The sequence below is a fragment of the Pseudacidovorax sp. 1753 genome, assembly GCF_040544975.1.
Taxonomy (GTDB): domain Bacteria; phylum Pseudomonadota; class Gammaproteobacteria; order Burkholderiales; family Burkholderiaceae_C; genus Xenophilus.
Map to the genome: position 1 here is coordinate 26164 of NZ_JBEPKY010000024.1, position 19860 is coordinate 46023.

The window sequence follows — 19860 nt, forward strand, 5'->3', positions numbered from 1 at the left end:
CCACGGCAATGAACAACTCCGGTTTCTGGCGGCGCTTCTGCCGCAACAAGGGCGCGGTCTTCGGCCTGGTGGTGCTGGCATTGCTGGCGCTGATGGTGGCCTTCGGCCCGCTGCTGGCCACCAACGACCCCTGGGACATGGTGCAGTCGCCCTTCCTGCGGCCCGGGCAGGAGGCCGGCTTCCTGATGGGCACCGACACCATGGGCCGCGACATCTTCTCGGGCGTGGTGCGCGGCGCGCGCATCTCGCTGCTGATCGGCGTGGTCTCCACCGTGGTGTCGCTGCTGATCGGCGTGGGCCTGGGCGCCGTGGCCGGCTATTTCGGCGGCTGGATCGATGCGGCGCTGATGCGCTTCACCGAGCTGTTCCAGGCCGTGCCGAGCTTTGCACTCGCACTGGTGCTGGTGGCGATCTTCCAGCCCTCGGTGGGCTCCATCGTCACGGCCATCGCACTGGTGTCCTGGCCGCCGGTGGCGCGGCTGGTGCGCGGCGAATTTCTCACGCTGCGCCAGCGCGACTTCGTGGCGGCGGCACAGCTGGCGGGCCAATCGACGCCGCGGATCATCCTCACGCAGATCCTGCCCAACGCCACCTCGCCCATCGTGGTGATGGCCTCGCTGATGATCGCCTCGGCCATCCTGCTGGAGAGCAGCCTGAGCTTCATGGGCCTGGGCGACCCCAATCAGATGAGCTGGGGCTACATGGTGGGCACTGCGCGCACCGTGCTGCGCCAGGCCTGGTGGATGGCGGTCTTTCCCGGCGTGGCCATCGTGCTGACCGTGCTGGCGCTGAACCTGGTGGGCGAAGGCCTGAACGACGGACTCAACACCCGGCTGGGAGGCCGCACCCGATGAACGCCCTGCTCAAGCCGCTGCCCGAGATGGAACCCGAAGAGCCGGTGCTGCGCGTCGAAGGCCTGGACATCTGCCTGCCCGCCGGCGGCGACCGTGCCCTCGCCGTGAAGGGCGCCAGCTTCGAGTTGCTGCCCGGCCGCACCCTGTGCGTGGTGGGCGAATCGGGCTCGGGCAAGTCCATGATCGCCAACGCCATCATGGGCCTGCTGCCGCGGCCGCATGTGGCGCCGGTGGCCGGTCGCATCCTCTTCGAGGGCACCGACCTGCTCACGCTGACCGAGGCCCAGATGCGCGAGTTGCGCGGCCGGCGCATCGGCATGGTGTTCCAGGAGCCCATGACCGCGCTCAACCCGGTGATGCGCATCGGCGACCAACTGGCCGAAGTCTTCGATTCGCACATGACACTGCCGGCGGCCGAGAAACGCCGCCGCATCGTCGCCGCGCTGGCAGACGTGGGCCTGCCCGACCCCGAACTGCTGGCCGACAGCTATCCCTTCCGGCTTTCGGGCGGCCAGCGTCAGCGGGTGATGATCGCCTGCGCGCTGCTGCTGGAGCCGCGCCTGCTGATCGCCGACGAGCCGACCACGGCGCTGGACGTGACCACGCAGGCGCAGATCCTCACGCTGATGCGCGAACTGCAGCAGCGCAAGGGCACGGCGCTGCTCTTCATCACGCACGACTTCGGCGTGGTCTCCGAGATCGCCGACCACGTGGTCGTGATGCAGACCGGAGTGGCCGTCGAATCCGGCCCGGCGCACGAGGTGCTGATGCACCCGAAGCACGACTACACCCGCAAGCTCATCGCCGCCATCCCGCAGGGCCGCCTGCGCGAGCCGGCCACCGGCACGCAGGAGGACTACGTGCTGCAGGTGCAGGACCTGCGCAAGACGTATGTGAGCGGCGGCGGTTTCTTCAGCAAGGGTCGCCGGGTCGAGGCCGCCAAGGGCATCGGCTTCCAGCTGCGCCGCGGCGAGACGCTGGGGCTGGTGGGCGAATCGGGCTCGGGCAAGTCGACCGTCGGGCGCTGCATCGTGGGGCTGGAACCCTTCGACAGCGGGCGCATCCTGTTCAAGGGCAAGAGTCTGCTCTCCGGCGCGGCCATGCGCCGGCAGACGCAGGGCAAGGTGCAGATGGTCTTCCAGGACCCGTATGCCTCGCTCAACCCGCGCCACCGCATCGGCCCCACGCTGGCGGCAGGCCCGATTGCCCAGGGTGTCCCCAAGGCCGAAGCCATGGCCCGCGCGCTGGAACTGTTGCGGCTGGTGGGCCTGGGCCCCGAGGCGGCGGAGCGCTATCCGCACGAGTTCAGCGGCGGCCAGCGCCAGCGCATCGGCATCGCACGCGCCCTGGCCATGGAGCCCGAACTGCTGGTGGCTGATGAGCCCGTGTCGGCGCTGGACGTGTCGGTGCAGGCGCAGGTGCTGCAGCTCTTCGCCGAGGTGCGCGAGCGCTTCAAGCTGGCGATGGTCTTCATCACCCACGACCTGCGGGTGGCCGGCGAGATGTGCGACCACATCGCCGTCATGCAGCGCGGCGCCGTCGTCGAATACGGCCCGGCCGCGCAGGTGCTGACCGATCCGCAGCATCCCTACACCCGCATGCTGATCGAGGCGGTGCCGCGCCTCACGGCTGAAAAGGACACTTCGCGTTGACCACCCTCGCCTTCCTGAGCGCCAACCTCGACCTCGGCTACTTGCTGCCGGCCTTCCGCGCCGAGTTCCCCGATGCCGAACTGCGGACCATGGCCGACCTGGGCCCGCTGGACGCCATTGACGCCGCCGTCTGCTGGTGCCCGCCCGCCGGCCTGATGGCACGCATGCCCAATCTTGCGCTCATCCAGTCCGTGGGCGCCGGCATCGACCACCTCACGGCCGATGCCGCCCTGCCCGACGTTCCGGTGTGCCGCATCGTCGATACCGACATGGCCTCGGGCATGGCCGCCTATGTGACCTGGGCCGTGATCCACGGCCAGCGCCACATGGGCCGCTACCTGGCCAGCGCCGCCGCCGGCCGCTGGGAAGAAGCGCCCATCCAGCCGCCGCGCGCGCACCGTGTCGGCATCGCCGGCCTGGGCACGCTGGGCCTGGTCTGCGCCCGTGCCCTGATGGCCCTGGGCTACAACGTGCGTGGCTGGAGCCGCAGTCCGCGCGAGGTACCGGAGGGCCTGGACTGCTTCCACGGACAGGCGCAGCAGGCCGAGTTCCTGGCCGGCTGCGACACGCTGGTGTGCCTGCTGCCGCTCACCGACGAGACCACGGGCATCCTGAACCGCGAACTCTTCGCGCAGCTGCCGCGCGGCGCGCACCTGATCAACGTGGGCCGCGGCGCCCACCTGGTCGAGGCCGACCTGATCCCGGCGCTGGACGCCGGCCACCTCGGCGCCGCCACGCTGGACGCCTTCGTGCAGGAACCGTTGCCGCCGGAGCACCCCTTCTGGCGCGACCCGCGCATCCTCGTCACGCCCCACATCGCCACCCGCACCCAGCCCGCCGTCATCGCCCGGCAGACCCGCCTGAACCTGGAGCGCATCCGCGCCGGGCAAGCCGCCGACGTTGCAGTGGACCTCCAACGCGGCTACTGAACCGAGAAGAGACCGACCATGAACGCACGCACCCCCAACGCCGCCGCCGATGTCGCGGCCCATCTGCATTCGTACACCAACCTCGCCACCCACGGCCAGGTGGAGCCGCTGCTCATCACGCGCGGCGACGGCATCCATGTGGAGGACGAGTCCGGCCGCCGCTACATCGAAGGCATGTCCGGCCTGTGGTGCGCCTCGCTGGGCTTCAGCCATCCGCGGCTGGTGCAGGCCGGCATCGATGCGCTGAAGACCCTGCCCTACTACCACACCTTCAACCACCGCAGCAATCCAGCCGCGGCGCAGCTGGCAGAGCGGCTGCTGGCGCTGGCACCGGTGCCGATGGCGCGCGTGTTCTTCGCCAACTCGGGCTCCGAGGCCAACGACTCGGCGGTGAAGATGATCTGGTACTACTTCAACGCCATCGGCAAGCCGGCCAAGAAGAAGATCATCGCCCGCGACCGCGCCTACCACGGCGTGACGGTGGCCTCGGCCAGCCTGGGCGGCCTGGCGGCCAACCATTCGGACTTCGACCTGCCCATCGCCCGCATCCTGCGCACCGGCAGCCCGCACCACTACCGCGACGCGCGGCTCGGCGAATCGGCCGAGGACTTCGCCACCCGCCGCGCCAATGAGCTTGAGCAGCTGATCCTGAACGAAGGCCCCGACACCGTCGCCGCCTTCTTCGCCGAGCCGGTGATGGGCGCCGGCGGCGTGATCGTGCCGCCGCCCACCTACTTCGAGAAGATCCAGGCCGTGCTGCGCAAGTACGACGTGCTGCTGGTGGCCGACGAGGTGATCTGCGGCTTCGGCCGCACGGGCGAGATGTTCGGCTCCACCACCTTCGGCATGCGGCCGGACATCCTCACCTGTGCCAAGTCGCTGTCCTCGGCCTATGTGCCGATCTCGGCGGTGATGGTGTCGCAGCAGATCCACGAGGCCATGGCCACCAACAGCGGCCGCATCGGCACCTTCGGCCATGGCTACACCTACTCGGGCCATCCCGTGGCCGCGGCCGTGGCGCTGGAGACGCTCAAGGTCTACGAAGACGAAGGCATCCTGGCCCGCACCCGCGAGCTCGCGCCGCGCTTCGCCGAAGGCCTGGCCGTGCAGGCCGAGCGCCGCATCGTCGGCAACATGCGCGCCGTGGGTCTGATTGGCGCGCTGGAGCTGATGGCCGACCGCGCCGCGCGCACGCCCTTCGACCCGGCGCTGAAGGCCGGCTACCAGGTGGCCCAGTACGCCCAGGAAGAAGGCCTGATCGTGCGCGCCATGGGTGACACCGTGGCCCTGTGCCCGCCGCTCATCATCACGCCGGCCGAGATGGACGAGCTGTTCGCCCGCCTGGGTCGCGCGCTCGACCGCTTCGAGAAGACGCTCTGAGCGGGACACCACGATGCAGGCCTTCTTCTGCCCCGACCAGTTGCTGCACCAGCCGCAGCAGTACATGCGCATCGGCCGCATCCACAAGCCGGCCGACCTGCCCGCGCGCGCCGAGGCGCTGCAGGCCACGCTACTGGCGCAGGGCATCCCCGTGTATTCGCCGCCCGAGGCCGGCCGTGCGCCGCTGGAGGCCGTGCATGCGCCGCACTACCTGGACTACCTGTCCGCCGCCTACGAAGGCTGGCAGAAGCTCGGCCGCCCGGGCCTGGAGCCCGGCATCGAGGTGCTGCCCAACCTGTCGCCCTACTACGGCGTGGCGCCCGGCGAGCGACGTCCGCCCTGCCCCAGCCCCTCGCTGCTGGCACAAACCGGCTACTACGTCGGCGACCTCGCCTCGCCGCTGGGGCCGCACAGCTGGCGCTCCATCCTGCGTTCGGCCCACACCGCGCATGCGGCGGCGATGGCCGTTGTGGGTGGCGAAAGGCTGGCCTACGCGCTGTGCCGGCCCTCGGGCCACCATGCGCACCACGACCGCGCCAGCGGCTTCTGCTACGTCAACAACAGCGCCGTGGCGGCCGAGGCGCTGCGCCAGAGCTTCGGCAAGGTGGCCGTGCTGGACGTGGACGCGCACCACGGCGACGGCACGCAGAACATCTTCTATGCCAGCGCCGAGGTGCTGACCGTCTCCACCCATGCCGACCCGGCGGGCTACTTTCCCTTCTACACCGGCTATGCGCACGAGCGCGGCGCCGGAGCCGGCGAGGGCTTCAACCTCAACCTGCCGCTGGCCCATGGCAGCGGCGATGCCGAATTCATCGCGGCGCTGGACCGGGCGATGGCCGCCATCGAGCGCTTCGCCCCCCAGGCGCTGGTGCTGCCCATGGGCTTCGACACCTACCGCGACGACCCGATCAGCGTGCTGCGCCTGGACTTCGACGCCTACCGCGCCATCGGCGAGCGCCTGCGCGCGCTGGCCCTGCCGACGGTGATCGTGCAGGAAGGCGGCTACATGGTCGAAGCGCTCGGCCCGGGGCTGGCGGCGCTGCTGGCCGGGCTGAATCCGTGATCGCCCGTCAGGCCCAGCCGCAAGCGGTGCAAAGGTCTTGCCGATGAGCGCCCTGCCCGCCACGGCCGCGCCGCTGCCCGACTGGCGCCACGGGCCGGGGGCGGGTGTGCTGCTCTTCCTGGGCGCGCTGCTGCTCTTCGCCTTCTACGACGCCTTCGCCAAGCAGATGGTCGCCAGCCATGCGCCGGTGGTCGTCAACCTGTCGCGCTACGTCTGCATCAGCACCGTGGGCCTGGGGCTGCTGCTGCGCCACGGCCAGTTGCGCTTCTGGCGCCAGCCGCACCAGGGCCTGCTGCTGGCGCGAAGCAGCATGCTGGCCCTGGTGGCCACCTGCTTCATGACGGCGCTGGTGACCATGCCACTGGCCGAGGCCACCGCCATCTACTTCACGGCGCCGCTGCTGATGGTGGCGCTGGCGCCCAGCCTGCTGGGCGAGCGGGTGCACCGTGCCCAGTGGCTGGCCGTGGCGGGCGGCTTTGCGGGCATGCTGCTGATCGTCCGGCCGGGACATGACCTCCCGCTGGCCGGCACGCTGCTGATGGCCGTGTCGGCCACCGGCTATGCGCTGTTCCAGATCTTCACGCGCCGACTGTCGGGGGTAGTGCCGGCACCGGTGCAGTTCGCGCATGCGGCCTTCGTCTGCCTGGCCGTCACGCTGGTGCTGACGGCACTTTCGGAAGACGTCGAGGTGCCGCCCTGGCCGCAGGCCCTGGTGCTGCTGGCGGGCGGCCTGGCCAGCGGCGGCGCGCAGTTGCTGCTGCTGGCGGCCTTCCGGCGCACCCAGGCCTCGACGCTGGCGCCGCTCAACTATGTGCAGTTGCTGCTGGCGGTGCTGATCAGCGCCTTCTGGTTCCATCGCCCGCCCGATGGCCTGGCGATGGCGGGCATGGCCTGCATCGCGGTGGCCGGGGTGTATCTGGCACGATCCGCCGCAACGCCACGACAACGACATCCGGAGACCGCTTGAACGCCGCCCTGCCCACATCCGCCCCCGCCTTCGCCTCGATCCAGGCGCCCGACCTGGTCGGGCTGATCCAGGCCGAGCTGCAGCGGGCCATTCTCGAAGGCCGCATCGGCCCCGGCGACCGCGTGGTCGAGGCCGAACTGGCCCGCCAGATGGGCGTGAGCCGCGCGCCCGTGCGCGAGGCCGCGCGCCGGCTCGAAAGCCTGGGCCTGCTGGTCTCGCGCCCTCGCCATGGCTTCACCGTGCGCACGGTCAGCACCAAGCAGATCGACGACCTCTATGCCGTGCGCATCACGCTGGAGGTGATGGGCGCCACGCTGGCCTGCCGCCACGCCAGCGACGCGCAGCTCGATGCCATGGCGGGCCGCGTGGACGACATGGTCGCCCGCGCCGCCACACTGAGCCAGGCCGAGCGCGTGGCGCTGGACCTGGACTTCCATGCCGCGCTCTGCGCCCTGTCGGGCAACGACTACCTGCAGCAGCTCTTCTCCAACATGGTCAACGAGGTGCGCATGTTCCTGGCGCTGACCGAGGACAGCTATGGCGACCCGGCCTCGCTGGCCCAGACGCACGAACCCATCGCCAACGCCCTGCGCCGCCGCGACGCGCCGGCCGTGGAACAGGCGCTGCGCTTCCACCTGGAGGACGCACGCGAGCATGTCTCGCGGCTGCGGCTGGCCACGCGCTGAACGAACGCGCTTTTCCCTCGACCCTCACCGCACCGACGTCCACCGCCCATGAAAGTCATCTACAGCGACCGCCACGTCGGCCACGATCCGCAGCAGTTCATCGTGCGCGGCAAATTCAAGCGCAGCAACGAGCAGCCCGAGCGCGCTCATTTGCTGCTGCAGGCCGCGCGCGAACAGGGCCATGAGGTCATCGCGCCCGAGGACCATGGCCCGGGCCCGCGCGCTGCCATCCACACGCCGCAGTACCTACGATTCCTGGAGACGGCCTGGGCGCGCTGGCAGCAGCTGGACGATCCCTCCTTCGAGGTGATCCCCAACGTGCATCCCTTCCCGGGCCAGCCCTTCACCTACCCCGACAGCCTGGTCGGCCAGGCGGGCTACCACCTGGGCGACATGGCCTGCTCGGTGGGCCAGCACACCTGGGAGGCGGCGGTGTGGTCCGCCCACACGGCCACGCATGCGGCCCAACTGGTACTGGACGGCGAGCGCGCGGCCTATGCGCTGTGCCGCCCGCCCGGCCACCATGCCTATGCCGACCGGGCGAACGGCTTCACCTACCTCAACAACGCCGCCATCGCCGCGCAGCACCTGCGCCAGCGCTTCGACCGCGTGGCCATCGTCGATGTGGACGTGCACCACGGCAACGGCACCCAGGGCATCTTCTGGCGGCGGCGCGACGTGCTCACCGTCTCGCTGCATGGCGACCCGCATTTCTGCACGCCCTTCTTCACCGGCCATGCGCACGAGCATGGCGAGGGCGATGGGCTGGGCTTCAACCTGAATGTGCCACTGGCCCGCGGCACCGACACCGAGGCCTACCTCGTCGCCCTGCGGCATGCCCTCGACACGGTGCGCGCCTATGCGCCGGGCGCCGTCGTGGTGGCGCTGGGGCTGGACGCCCACGAGCACGATCCCTACCGGGCGCTGGCCGTCAGCACCGAGGGCTTTGCCCGCATCACCGGCGAGATCGCCCGGCTGGGCGTGCCCACCGTGCTGGTGCAGGAAGGCGGCTACCTGTCGCCCGACCTGGGGCCCAACCTGCGCAGCGCACTGGGCGGCTTCGAGGCGGCGGCATGAGTCTGCAAGCGCCACCGACCTCCCAACCCGTCCGCCCTGCGCCCGGCGCGCCCGACGGCGCTCGATCCGTTCGCCCTGAACCTGTCGAAGGGCGAAACGGCGCGCCGGCCGATGTGACCCGGCTTCGGCAGGCTCAGCCCGAACGGACTGGAAGCGAAGACGACGCTTTCGAGCAGTTGCCCGAAGCCGCCGTTCTGTGCGCGCCTCCCGCGCCGGTCGATCTGAACGAGGCCACGCGCCTGCTCCAGCGTCACTACGGACTGAGCGGAACGCTGACGCCGCTGGGCGGCGAGCGCGATGCCAACTTCCTGTTCCAGCCTGCGGATGGCGGCGCGCCCTGCATGCTCAAGGTGTCGCACCCGGTCGAAAGCGCCGTCGTCGCCGACTTCCAGACGAAGGCGTTGCTGCACCTTGCAACGACGGCGCCCGATCTGCCGGTGCAGCGCCTCCTGCCCATGCGCAGCGGCGCGTTCTCTGCGGTGGACACCACGTTGGGCGACGCCCCCCGCGTCGTCCGCCTCTTCAGCTACCTGCAAGGCCTGCCCCTGCCCAAGGCCCCGCCCGCCCCGGGCCGGGCCGCCCACGCGGGCGCGCTGCTCGCCCGGCTGGATGCCGCCCTCGCCGGCCTGTCCCATCCCGCGGGCGAACTGCCCCTGCCCTGGGACCTTCAACGCGCCCTCGGCACCCGCAGCCTGCTGGCGCATGTGGACGACCCCGCCCGCCGCGCGTTCGCCCAGGCGGCGCTGGACCGCTTTGCCGCCGACGCGCTGCCGGTGCTGCGCACACTGCCGCGCCAGCCCATCCACAACGACTTCAACCCCTCCAACCTGCTGGTGGACCCGCAGGCACCCGGGCGCCTGGTCGGCATCCTGGACTTCGGCGACATGGTCGCCGCGCCGCGCATCGTGGACCTGGCGGTCGCGGCCTCCTACCAGCTCGATGCGCAGGCGCCCGCCGAGAGCATCGCGGCCTTCGCCGGGGCGTACCACGCGGTCACGCCGCTTTCGACGCAAGAGCGGACGCTGCTGCCGCTCCTGGTCGCCACGCGCCTGGCCATGGTGGTCGCCATCAGCGGCTGGCGGGCGGCGCGCGAGCCGGCCAATGCGGCGTACCTGCTGCGCAACAACGGCGCCTCCTGGGCGCGGCTGGCGGCGCTGGCTGCCCTGCCTGCCACTGCACTCGACGACGCGCTGCGCCACGCCTGCCCCTGACACACCCCGAGGCGCCTGCCCATGCCGACAACCACTGCCGACCTGATCGAACGCCGCGCCCGACTGCTCGGCCCCAGCTACCGACTGTTCTACGGCGAGCCGCTGCACCCGGTGCGCGGCGAAGGCGTGTGGCTGTTCGACGCCGAGGGCCGCCGCTACCTTGACGCCTACAACAACGTCGTCTGCGTGGGCCATGCGCATCCGCAGGTGGTCGAGGCCATCGCGCGGCAGGCCGCCACGCTCAACACCCACACGCGCTACCTGCACGAGGGGGTGCTCGACTATGCCGAGCGCCTGCTGGCGACGATGCCCGCCGAACTGGGCCATGCCGTCTTCACCTGCACCGGCAGCGAGGCCAACGACCTTGCCCTGCGCATCGCCCGCACCCACACCGGCGGCGAGGGCGTGATCATCACGAGCTTCGCGTACCACGGCGTCACCGCCAGCCTGGCCGAGGCCTCGCCCTCGCTGGGCCGCTATGTGCAGTTGGGCCGGGCGGTGCGCACCGTGCCCCCGCCCGATGGCGACGACCTGGACGCCGAAACGCTGGGCGGCCATTTCGCCGACGGCGTGCGGCGCGCCATCGCCGAACTGCAGGCCGACGGAATCCGGCCGGCGGCGCTGCTGGTGGACACGGTCTTCTCCAGCGATGGCATCTTCACCGGCCCGCGCGGCTTCCTGCAGGAAGCCGTGGCCGCGATCCGCGAGGCCGGCGGCGTGTTCATCGCCGACGAGGTGCAGCCCGGCTTCGGACGCACCGGCGAGGCCTTCTGGGGCTTCGAGCGGCACGGCGTGGTCCCGGACATCGTCACGATGGGCAAGCCGATGGGCAATGGGCATCCGGTCGCGGGCCTGGCCGTTCAGCCCGAGGTGATGGCGGCCTTCGGCCGGCAGTGCCGCTACTTCAACACCTTCGGCGGCAATCCGGTGTCGATGGCAGCGGCAAGTGCCGTGCTCGATGTGCTCCAGGACGGTGGGCTGCAGGCCAACGCGCAGGCGGTCGGCGACCATCTGATGACCGGCCTGCGACAACTGGCCGAGAAACATGCGCTGATCGGCCAGGTGCGCGGCGCGGGCCTGTTCATCGGCGTCGAACTGGTCACCGACCGCGCCCGCCGCACGCCGGCCACGGCCGAGGCGGCGCGCGTCGTCAACGGCCTGCGGCAGGCCGGCGTGCTGCTCAGCGCCACGGGCGAAGCGGCCCACATCCTCAAGCTGCGGCCGCCCCTGGTCTTCGAGCGTGCCCATGCCGACCTGCTGGTGCAGACGCTGGACGACGTGCTGGCCCGACTCTGAACCAGGAACCGCCCATGGCTGCCATCCCGACCCCCGACCAGCTGCGCGACGCGGCCCAGGCCCTGACGCCCTGGATGATCGACACGCTCAGCGCCTTTGTTGCTGCGCCCAGCCCTTCCGGCGCCGAGCAACCGGCTGCCGACTTCCTGGAACGCCTGATGCAGGACATGGGCCTGGACTGCGAGCGCATCGTGCTCGACAGCCGGCAGATCGAGGGCCTGGCACTGTTCTCCTGCCCTTGCGATCCGGACGGCGGCCGCCACAACCTGCTCGCCCGCCATCTGCCACCCACGGGTTCCAAAGGCCGCTCGGTGCTCTTCAACGGCCACCTGGACGTGGTGCCGACCGGCCCGGAATCGCTGTGGACCACCGGCCCCTACGTGCCGCGCGTGGAGGACGGCTGGCTGTATGGCCGCGGCGCCGGCGACATGAAGGGCGGCATCGTCTGCGCGCTGGCGGCGCTCCAGTTGCTGCGCACGCTGGGATTCACCCCGGCCGGCACTGTCGGCTTCAACGCCGTGCTGGACGAAGAGAACACCGGCAACGGCACGCTCGCGACCCTGCATGCGCTGCAGACCGCCCGGGCCAAGGCGAAGCTGATCGACTTCGACGCCGTCATCATTCCCGAACCTTTCGGCGAGACGCTGATGAGCGCCCAGGTCGGTGTGAGCTGGCTGTTCGTCACCCTCACCGGCCGGCCGGCCCACGTCGCCTACATGGGCCAGGGGCTCAACCCCATCGAGGCGGCGATGGCGATCATGGCCGACCTGAAGGAGCTGGAAGCCGAGTGGAACCGTCCCGAGAACCGCCACCCCGCCTTCGCCGACGTGGCCCATCCGGTCAACTTCAACCTGGGCCGGATCGACGGCGGGGAATGGAATTCTTCCGTGCCCTGCACCTGCACGCTGGGTCTGCGGATCGGCTACTACCCCGGCATGGACCCGGCGGACGTTGAGGCCCAGGTCGGCGCGCGCATCCGTGCCAAGGCTCAGGCGCTCAACCCGGCCCTGGTGGTCGAGATCGACGCACGCGGCCACCGCTCGCCCGGCTGCGTCTACGACCTGGAGGCGCCCGCCATGCGCACGCTGGCCGACGCCCACGAGAAGATCGTCGGTCAGCCGCCTGCGCGCCTCGCCTGCACGGCCACCACCGACGGCCGGCACTTCCGGCTGATGAGCGACATCCCAGTGACCAACTACGGGCCCGTGGCCCGCCACATCCACGGCATCGACGAGGCTGTCTCCCTCGAAAGCATGCAGCGCGTGACGGCCGCCATGGCGCAGTTCATCGTCGACTGGTGCGGCGTGGTGGAAGCCTGAGCGGCCGAGCGCGCCCTGCACTGGCGCTCTGTGAACTGCCGCGCTAGAATCGAGGGCTTTTCGCGGCAAGTGCTGGCACGATGGTTGTGCACAGTGGCTCCCGCATCGACGCTCAAGGAATCACCATGGCCAAAGAAGGCATCCATCCCGACTACCGCGAAGTCCTGTTCCTGGACCTGTCCAACGGCTTCAAGTTCGTCACCCGCTCCTGCGTGAACACGCGCGAGACCGAGACCTTCGAAGGCAAGGAATACCCCCTGTACAAGCTGGACACCTCCAGCGAGTCGCACCCCTTCTACACCGGCACCCAGAAGTCGGTGGACAACATGGGCGGCCGCGTCGAGAAGTTCCGCAACAAGTTCGGCAAGACCGCGCTGTCCTCCAAGTAAGCCGTCTTTGCACACAGCACCGCCCCGTGCGGTGCACCGAGGGCAGCCCGGATCTCCGTGCTGCCCTTTGTTTTTTCCCCCATGCGCCGCCCGATGATCCGGGCCGCACGCCCGCCCGCCAGACCGTGAGCCCCGCGCATTGAGCCCCCCCAATCCCGCCATCGTTGCCCAGAACGCCGTGCGCCGCCTGCCCCGGGCGGCGCTGTTGCTGCTGTGTGCCGCCTACCTGATGCCCGGCCTGCTGGGCCGGGGGCCGTGGAAGAGTGCGGATGTCGCCTCCTTCGGCTACATGGCGGCGCTGGCCGAGGGCGGCGGCCTGGCACGCTGGCTCGACCCGCTGCTGCTGGGCCTGCGGCCGGAGATTCCGGCCCTGCTGCCCTACTGGATCGGGGCCTGGGCGATCCAGCTCTCACCCTCGTGGCTGCCGCCCGACCTGGCGGTGCGCATCGTGTTCGCGCTGATGCTGTGGTGCACCTTCACCGCCACCTGGTATGCCGTGTACTACCTGGCACGGACGCCGCGGGCCCAGCCGGTGGCCTTTGCCTTCGGCGGGGAGGCCCGGCCGACGGACTATGCGCGCGCGGTGGCCGATGGCGGGCTGCTCGCACTGATCGCCAGCCTGGGTCTGGCCCAACTGGGCCATGAAACCACGCCGGCGCTGGCACAGCTCTTCTTTGCCTCGCTGCTGTTCTATGGCGCCGCGGCGCTGCCCTATCGGCGCGCAGCGCCCCTCACCGCCTTCGGCATCGGCACGCTGGGGCTGTCGCTCAGCGGTGCGCCCTCCATGGGCCTGATCCTGAGCGGTGGCTGCGCGGTGCTGGCCTGCCGCGAATGGCTGCTCGGCCAGCGCGAGCCCGACGGCGACGCCAGTCCGGTGTACGACCGCACCGGCGTCTTCGGCCTGGCCGCCCTGGCACTGATCGGGGCAGCCGTGGCGGCTGCCCTGGGCCAGTTCCACTGGAACCTCTCCCTGCCCGGCAGCGACCCCAACGAGCGCCTCATCGCCGAGGCGCGCGGCCTGCTCAAGCTCTTCCTCTGGTTCACCTGGCCGGCCTGGCCGTTGGCGATCTGGACGCTGTGGCGCTGGCGCCGGCAACTGACGGCCCGGCACGTGGCGCTGCCCCTGGGCTTCATGCTGGCGGCCTCGTTCTCGACCATCTTCACGGACTTCGGCGAACGCTCCCTGCTGATCGGTCTGCCCGCCTTCGCCACGCTGGCGGCCTTCGCGCTGCCCACCTTCCGGCGCAGCGTCTCGGCGCTGATCGACTGGTTCACCCTGCTCTTCTTCAGCGGCGTGGCGCTGTTCATCTGGGTGTACTGGATCTCGCTGCACACCGGCGTGCCGGCCAAACCCGCCGCCAATGTGTACCGGCTGGCGCCGGGCTTCGTGCCCGATTTCTCCTGGATCGGCTTCGGTCTGGCGCTGGCCGCCACCATCGCCTGGGCCTGGCTGGTGCGCTGGCGCACCGGGCGACACCGCGCCGCGCTCTGGAAGACGATGGCCCTGCCCGCCGGCGGCGCCGCGCTGTGCTGGCTGCTGCTGATGACCCTGTGGCTGCCGCTGCTCGACTACGCCCGCAGCTACGAGCCCCAGGTGCGCGCCCTCTCGCAACGCATGGGCGCGCAGCCCGGCTGCGTGGACGAACTCGGCCTCAACCGCGCCCAGATCGCCGCGCTGCGCTACCACGGCCGCATGGCGCTGCAACCGCTGGCCGACGGCAGCCGGTGCACCTGGCTGCTGGTGCATCCGGACTACCTGTTCAGCCTGCCCAACCGGGTCCGCATGGCCGACTGGCATTTCGAAGGCACCTTCCGCCGGCCCACCAGCCCCAGCGACGACCTGCTGCTGTTCCGCCGACAGGCACCGCAGTGAGCGAGCGGCGCCTCATCGCCCGCCACGCCGGCACGGTGCTGGTCGGCCAGATGGCGACCATGGCCTTCGGCGTCACCGACACCGTGGTCGCCGGCCGCTTCGACCAGGATGCGCTGGCGGCGCTGTCCATCGGTGCGGCCATCTTCATCAGCGTGTTCGTGGCGCTGACCGGCACACTGCAGGCGCTGCTGCCGGTCTGGGCCGAGCTGCACGGGGCCGGCCGGCGCGAGGCCATGGGCCGCTCGGTGCGGCAGGCGCTGTACCTGTGCGCGGCCACCACGGCGGTCGGCGCGACGCTGCTGCTGTCGCCCGGCCCGCTGCTGGCCTGGACCGAGGTGCCGCCCGCCATGCGGGGCGCGGTCGGCCAGTACCTGGCCGTGCTGGCCGCGGCCCTGCCGGCGGCGCTGCTGTTTCGCATCTACGCCACCCTGAACCAGTCCATCGGCCGGCCGAGTTTCGTCACCTGGCTGCAGGTCGGCGCGCTGGCGGTCAAGGTGCCGCTGTCGATCTGGCTGACCTTCGGCGGCCTGGGCGTGCCCGCACTCGGCCTGATGGGCTGCGCACTCGGCACGCTGACCGTCAACTGGCTGATGCTGGCCGTTGCGGTGCTGATGCTGCGCCACCGCCCCGAATACCAACCCTATCGCCTCTGGCGCCGGCCCGAGCGGCCGGACTGGCCGCAACTGGGCGCCTTTGCCCGGCTGGGGGTGCCGGCGGGGCTGTCGGTGATGGTGGAGGTGAGCTCCTTCACCTTCATGGCCCTGTTCATCGCCCGCCTGGGCAGCACGGCCACGGCGGCACACCAGATCGCATCGAACCTCACCGCGGTGGCCTACATGGTTCCGCTGTCGCTGGGCCTGGCCACCAGCGCCCGGGTCGGCTACTGGATGGGCGCCGGCCGGCCGGACCAGGCGCGGCGCGCCTGCTGGCAGGGTCTGGGCATGGCGGTGCTGGCCGCGTTGATGGTGGCCGGCTCGCTGCTGGCTTTGCGCGGCACCATCGTCCAGTTCTACACGCGCGAGGCGGCCGTGGCCCATCTGGCGGCGGGCCTGCTCGCGGCCTGCGCCGCCTACCACCTGGCCGACGCGACCCAGACGCTGTGCATCTTCGTGCTGCGCTGCTTCCGCATCACGGTCGCGCCGCTGCTCGTGTACTGCGCCCTGCTGTGGGGCGTGGGGCTGGGCGGCGGCTACTGGCTGGCCTACCACGGCCTCGGGCCCAGGCCGGCGCAACATTCGCCGCTGGCGTTCTGGATCATGGCGGCCGCGGCATTGGGCGCCGCGGCGTTGATCCTGCTGGCGCTGCTGCGGCTTGCGGTGGGCCGCGCAGGCCGCCGCTGAACCTGAACGGCGGCGGGCCGCCGGGGCTCAGCGGCCCTGGATACCCAGCAATTCGACCTCGAAGTTCAGCGTGGCATTGGGTGGGATCACCCCACCCGCGCCGCGGCTGCCGTAGGCGATGGCCGGCGGGCACACCAGCTTGGCCTTGCCGCCCACCTTCATCTTCTGCAGGCCCTCGGTCCAGCACGGAATTACGCGGTTGAGCGGGAACTCGGCCGGCTGGTTGCGGGCATAGGAGCTGTCGAATTCCTTGCCGCTGTCCGGGAAGGTGCCGCGGTAGTGCACCCGCACTGTGTCGGTCGCCGAGGGGCTGGGGCCGGTGCCCTCCTTGACGCTCTGGTAGACCAGGCCGCTGGGCGTGGTGACGGCGGCGCTCTGGGCGTGGACAGCGCCACAGGCGAAGAGAAGGGTGGCGGCAGCGGCGCCGAGGGCACGCGAAACGATGGTCATGGGCTCTCCCGAGGTGGAAAAGCGGCGGATCATAAGCCGCGCCCCTGACGCTCTCTGCGCCCCCGCCGCAGCAGGTCAGGCCGAGCGCGGGCCCGGAACCTGCATCGCTTGTCCTACCCGGCAGCCGGGCGGCAGGCGCGATCATGCGTCGGTCTCCCGCCACGGCCGGCCCCTCGCCCACCGACACCGCCCATGCGCTACCGCACGACGATCCAGCATCAGGTCTTCGACTTCGACGATCTCCGCCAAGTGATGGCCTGCGCCAGCCCGGCGCGCTCGGGCGACTACCTGGCCGGGGTCGGCGCCGCGACCGCGCAGCAACGCATGGCGGCACGGCATGTGCTGGCCGACACGCCGCTCAGGCAGTTCCTCAGCGAGGCATTGGTGCCCTACGAAGAGGACAACATCACGCGGTTGATCCTCGACGGCCATGACGCCGCCGCCTTCGCACCGGTCGCGCATCGCACCGTGGGCGATTTCCGCAACTGGCTGCTGTCCGATGCGGCGGACGCCGCGGCGCTGACCGCGCTGGCGCCGGGGCTGACGCCGGAGATGGTGGCCGCCGTCTCCAAGCTGATGCGCAACCAGGACCTGATCGCCGTCGCGCGCAAGTGCCGGGTCACCAGCCGCTTCCGCAACACCCTCGGTCTTCCCGGCCATCTGGCCGTCCGGCTGCAGCCCAACCATCCGACCGATGACCTGCGCGGCATCGCCGCCTCCACGCTGGACGGACTGCTCTACGGCGCAGGCGATGCGGTGATCGGCGTCAACCCTGTCTCCGACAGTCTGCCGGTGCTCGAGCGGCTGCAGCACATGCTGGCCGAGGTCATCGAGCGCTTTGCCATTCCCACCCAGAGCTGCGTGCTCACCCATGTGACCAACACGATGAAGCTCATGGAACGGGCCGCGCCGGTGGACCTGGTCTTCCAGTCCATCGCCGGCACCGAGAAGGCCAACCTCTCCTTCGGCGTCACGCCCGAACTGCTGGACGAGGCCTGCGAGGCCGCCCGCGCATTGGGCCGCGGCACGCTGGGCGACAACGTCATGTACTTCGAGACCGGCCAGGGCAGCGCGCTCTCGGCCAACGCGCACCATGGGGTCGACCAGCAGACCTGCGAGGCGCGGGCCTATGCGCTGGCGCGCCGCTACCGACCGCTGCTGGTCAACACCGTCGTGGGCTTCATCGGGCCAGAGTACCTGTTCGACGGCAAGCAGATCATCCGCGCCGGCCTGGAAGACCACTTCTGCGGCAAGCTGCTGGGCCTGCCCATCGGCTGCGACGTCTGCTACACCAACCATGCGGAGGCCGACCAGGACGACATGGACACGCTGCTGGTGCTGCTGGCCACGGCCGGCCTCACCTTCCTGATCGGCGTGCCGGGGGCGGACGACGTGATGCTCAACTACCAGAGCACGTCCTTCCACGACGCTCTGTTCCTGCGCGACACCCTGGGCTTGAAGCGCGCACCCGAGTTCGAGGCTTGGCTTCAGCACATGGGCATCACCGGTGCCGATGGCCGCTTGGTGCCAGGGCCTGCACCGATGCTGCAGCAGGGCATGCAGCGGCTGCGCCTTCTGGGAGCCGCCGCATGAGCACCGCATCGAACGAACCGACCCAAGCCTCTACCCGGGTTACTCCAGCAGAAGACCGATCTGCCCCGCCCGTGACGCCCGACCCCTGGCAGGCCTGGCGCGCCGCCACGCCCGCCCGGCTGGCCCTCGGCCGCGCCGGCAGCGGCATGCCCACCGACGAGACGCTGCGCTTCGGCTGGGCGCATGCCATGGCGCGCGATGCCATCCATGCGGCGCTGGACGCCGACGCGCTCGCCCGGTCGCTCGAAGAAGACGGCTGGTCCGTCCTGCGTGCCCGCAGCCAGGCGCCCGACCGGGCCACCTACCTGCGCCGGCCCGACCTGGGCCGCAGCCTGGACCCGGCCGACGCCGAGGCCCTGCGCGGGCGTCCGGAACGAGGCTGCGATCTCTGCCTGATGGTGGGCGACGGCCTGTCGTCGTTGGCCATCGAGCGCCATGCGCGGCCGCTGCTGGCCGCCCTTCGCGCGCAGTTGCCGACCGACCTGCGCATCGCGCCCGTCGTCGTGGCGACGCAGGCGCGCGTCGCACTGGCCGACGAGGTGGGCGAGGCCCTGGGCGCGCGCCTCGGCGCGATCCTGATCGGCGAGCGGCCTGGCCTCTCCAGCCCGGACAGCCTGGGCATCTACCTCACCCACGAACCACAACGCGGGCGACATGACGCGCAGCGCAACTGCATCTCGAACGTACGTCCGGAGGGCCTGGGCTACGAGGCGGCCGCCTTCAAGCTCGGCTGGCTGGTGCGCGAGGCGCTGCGACGTGGCCTGACCGGCGTTCAGCTCAAGGACGAAAGCGACGACGCGGTGCTCGACGACGACCGCCCGCCGCGCATCGACTGACGCCGGGCTTCGCCTGGCGCGTCAGCGCAGCAGGCTCAGGCCATGCGCGATGCCGACGGCGAGGCCGCCGGCGTTGATGACGAGACCGAGGAGGCGACGGGGAGCGGTGATGGCGGTGTTCATGGACGTCAATGCTAGGCAGCAGGTCCTGCGCTGTGAATTCGAACGTCCTCATCGCAGCCATAGCCAACGCCGCAGGCCCTGCGCCCGGGCGCAATCCGCGCGACCGCGGCCCCAGTCTCCGCTGCCTATGATCGAACGCTGGACCACACAGCTCCAACGAGACAGGAGACATCCGCCATGAGCCAACGCTACCCGCTTGCCGAACTCGACCAGATCCCCGAGGACATCCGCGCCCGCATCCTGGCCGTGCAGGAAAAGGCGGGCTTCGTGCCCAACGTCTTCCTGGCGCTGGCCCGCCGCCCCGCCGAGTGGCGCGCCTTCTTCGCCTACCACGATGCGCTGATGGAGCCCGAGAGCGTGGGCCGCACCAGCGCACTCAGCAAAGGCGACCGCGAGATGATCGTCACCACCACCAGCGCGGCCAACCAGTGCCTCTACTGCGTGGTGGCGCACGGTGCGCTGCTTCGCATCTACGAGAAGAAGCCGCTCGTGGCCGACCAGGTGGCCGTCAACTGGCGCAAGGCCGACATCTCCGAGCGCCAGCGCGCCATGCTGGCCTTTGCGATGAAGGTGTGCGAGCGGTCGCACGAGGTCGACGAGGCCGACTTCGCCGCCCTGCATGCCCACGGCTTCGACGACGAGGACATCTGGGACATCGCCGCCATCACCGCCTTCTTCGGCCTGTCGAACCGGCTGGCCAGCTTCAGCGGCATGCAGCCGAATCCGGAGTTCTTCCTGATGGGCCGGGTGCCGCGCGAGAAGCCGGCCGACAAGCCCCCGCAGCAAGGATGACGGAGGCCGCCTGCCTATGATGGCTGG

General features: G+C 70.8%; 18 protein-coding genes. 17 read left to right on the plus strand and 1 reads right to left on the minus strand.

Annotated features, from left to right (window positions below; genetic code table 11):
* The first annotated feature begins 8 nt into the window (after positions 1–8).
* From ABIC63_RS24725 to ABIC63_RS24790, 14 genes are all read left to right on the plus strand, one after another.
* Complete coding sequence (locus ABIC63_RS24725) at positions 9–854, plus strand: ABC transporter permease (RefSeq protein WP_295525748.1); 846 nt, start codon at positions 9–11, stop codon at positions 852–854.
* Entirely contained in the window at positions 851–2506 is a 1656-nt protein-coding gene (locus ABIC63_RS24730) for an ABC transporter ATP-binding protein (RefSeq protein ID WP_354321739.1), read from the plus strand. The genes ABIC63_RS24725 and ABIC63_RS24730 overlap by 4 nt, the downstream gene beginning before the upstream one ends.
* The gene (locus ABIC63_RS24735; protein WP_354321740.1) at positions 2503–3435 is read left to right on the plus strand and encodes a 2-hydroxyacid dehydrogenase; all 933 of its coding nucleotides are present in this window, start codon (positions 2503–2505) and stop codon (positions 3433–3435) included. The genes ABIC63_RS24730 and ABIC63_RS24735 overlap by 4 nt, the downstream gene beginning before the upstream one ends.
* Before the next feature lie 18 nt (positions 3436–3453).
* Positions 3454–4815 carry an aspartate aminotransferase family protein gene (locus tag ABIC63_RS24740; RefSeq protein ID WP_354321741.1) on the plus strand — a complete coding sequence of 454 codons (1362 nt, stop codon included), beginning with the start codon at positions 3454–3456 and terminating at the stop codon, positions 4813–4815.
* A gap of 13 nt (positions 4816–4828) precedes the next feature.
* Entirely contained in the window at positions 4829–5881 is a 1053-nt protein-coding gene (locus tag ABIC63_RS24745; RefSeq protein WP_354321742.1) for a histone deacetylase family protein, read from the plus strand.
* Positions 5882–5924: 43 nt separating this feature from the next.
* Complete coding sequence (locus tag ABIC63_RS24750) at positions 5925–6848, plus strand: DMT family transporter (RefSeq protein ID WP_354321744.1); 924 nt, start codon at positions 5925–5927, stop codon at positions 6846–6848.
* Entirely contained in the window at positions 6845–7534 is a 690-nt protein-coding gene (locus tag ABIC63_RS24755) for a GntR family transcriptional regulator (protein WP_294378263.1), read from the plus strand. The genes ABIC63_RS24750 and ABIC63_RS24755 overlap by 4 nt, the downstream gene beginning before the upstream one ends.
* Before the next feature lie 48 nt (positions 7535–7582).
* On the plus strand, positions 7583–8611 hold the full coding sequence (locus ABIC63_RS24760; protein WP_354321745.1) for a histone deacetylase family protein: 1029 nt from the start codon (positions 7583–7585) through the stop codon (positions 8609–8611).
* Positions 8612–8787: 176 nt separating this feature from the next.
* Positions 8788–9822 carry a phosphotransferase gene (locus ABIC63_RS24765; protein ID WP_354321746.1) on the plus strand — a complete coding sequence of 345 codons (1035 nt, stop codon included), beginning with the start codon at positions 8788–8790 and terminating at the stop codon, positions 9820–9822.
* A 21-nt stretch (positions 9823–9843) separates the two neighbouring features.
* Complete coding sequence (locus ABIC63_RS24770; protein ID WP_354321747.1) at positions 9844–11118, plus strand: aspartate aminotransferase family protein; 1275 nt, start codon at positions 9844–9846, stop codon at positions 11116–11118.
* Positions 11119–11132: 14 nt separating this feature from the next.
* Complete coding sequence (locus ABIC63_RS24775) at positions 11133–12437, plus strand: ArgE/DapE family deacylase (RefSeq protein ID WP_354321748.1); 1305 nt, start codon at positions 11133–11135, stop codon at positions 12435–12437.
* Positions 12438–12562: 125 nt separating this feature from the next.
* Positions 12563–12826: a type B 50S ribosomal protein L31 gene (locus ABIC63_RS24780; protein WP_076504690.1), complete on the plus strand. Its 264-nt coding sequence runs from the start codon at positions 12563–12565 to the stop codon at positions 12824–12826.
* A 139-nt stretch (positions 12827–12965) separates the two neighbouring features.
* On the plus strand, positions 12966–14699 hold the full coding sequence (locus tag ABIC63_RS24785) for a hypothetical protein (RefSeq protein ID WP_354321749.1): 1734 nt from the start codon (positions 12966–12968) through the stop codon (positions 14697–14699).
* Complete coding sequence (locus tag ABIC63_RS24790) at positions 14696–16039, plus strand: MATE family efflux transporter (protein ID WP_294378234.1); 1344 nt, start codon at positions 14696–14698, stop codon at positions 16037–16039. The genes ABIC63_RS24785 and ABIC63_RS24790 overlap by 4 nt, the downstream gene beginning before the upstream one ends.
* Positions 16040–16066: 27 nt before the next feature.
* Here the strand turns inward: ABIC63_RS24790 and ABIC63_RS24795 are convergent, their stop codons facing one another.
* Positions 16067–16489 carry an FKBP-type peptidyl-prolyl cis-trans isomerase gene (locus tag ABIC63_RS24795; RefSeq protein WP_294378233.1) on the minus strand — a complete coding sequence of 141 codons (423 nt, stop codon included), beginning with the start codon at positions 16487–16489 and terminating at the stop codon, positions 16067–16069.
* 192 nt (positions 16490–16681) lie between these two features.
* Between ABIC63_RS24795 and ABIC63_RS24800 the strand changes: the two genes are divergently transcribed.
* From ABIC63_RS24800 to ABIC63_RS24810, 3 genes are all read left to right on the plus strand, one after another.
* On the plus strand, positions 16682–18082 hold the full coding sequence (locus tag ABIC63_RS24800) for an ethanolamine ammonia-lyase subunit EutB (protein WP_354321750.1): 1401 nt from the start codon (positions 16682–16684) through the stop codon (positions 18080–18082).
* 71 nt (positions 18083–18153) lie between these two features.
* Entirely contained in the window at positions 18154–18918 is a 765-nt protein-coding gene (gene eutC, locus ABIC63_RS24805; protein WP_476349788.1) for an ethanolamine ammonia-lyase subunit EutC, read from the plus strand.
* 300 nt (positions 18919–19218) lie between these two features.
* Positions 19219–19833 carry a peroxidase-related enzyme gene (locus ABIC63_RS24810; RefSeq protein ID WP_354321751.1) on the plus strand — a complete coding sequence of 205 codons (615 nt, stop codon included), beginning with the start codon at positions 19219–19221 and terminating at the stop codon, positions 19831–19833.
* The last annotated feature ends 27 nt before the right edge of the window (positions 19834–19860 follow it).

Coding starts and splice junctions, on each gene's coding strand:
- ABIC63_RS24740 (WP_354321741.1), top strand. CDS start 3,454: ATGAACGCACGCACCCCCAACGCCGCCGCCGATGTCGCGGCCCATCTG.
- ABIC63_RS24730 (WP_354321739.1), top strand. CDS start 851: ATGAACGCCCTGCTCAAGCCGCTGCCCGAGATGGAACCCGAAGAGCCG.
- ABIC63_RS24760 (WP_354321745.1), top strand. CDS start 7,583: ATGAAAGTCATCTACAGCGACCGCCACGTCGGCCACGATCCGCAGCAG.
- ABIC63_RS24800 (WP_354321750.1), top strand. CDS start 16,682: ATGCGCTACCGCACGACGATCCAGCATCAGGTCTTCGACTTCGACGAT.
- ABIC63_RS24780 (WP_076504690.1), top strand. CDS start 12,563: ATGGCCAAAGAAGGCATCCATCCCGACTACCGCGAAGTCCTGTTCCTG.
- ABIC63_RS24795 (WP_294378233.1), bottom strand. CDS start 16,489: ATGACCATCGTTTCGCGTGCCCTCGGCGCCGCTGCCGCCACCCTTCTC.
- ABIC63_RS24775 (WP_354321748.1), top strand. CDS start 11,133: ATGGCTGCCATCCCGACCCCCGACCAGCTGCGCGACGCGGCCCAGGCC.
- ABIC63_RS24750 (WP_354321744.1), top strand. CDS start 5,925: ATGAGCGCCCTGCCCGCCACGGCCGCGCCGCTGCCCGACTGGCGCCAC.
- ABIC63_RS24725 (WP_295525748.1), top strand. CDS start 9: ATGAACAACTCCGGTTTCTGGCGGCGCTTCTGCCGCAACAAGGGCGCG.
- ABIC63_RS24745 (WP_354321742.1), top strand. CDS start 4,829: ATGCAGGCCTTCTTCTGCCCCGACCAGTTGCTGCACCAGCCGCAGCAG.
- ABIC63_RS24810 (WP_354321751.1), top strand. CDS start 19,219: ATGAGCCAACGCTACCCGCTTGCCGAACTCGACCAGATCCCCGAGGAC.
- ABIC63_RS24770 (WP_354321747.1), top strand. CDS start 9,844: ATGCCGACAACCACTGCCGACCTGATCGAACGCCGCGCCCGACTGCTC.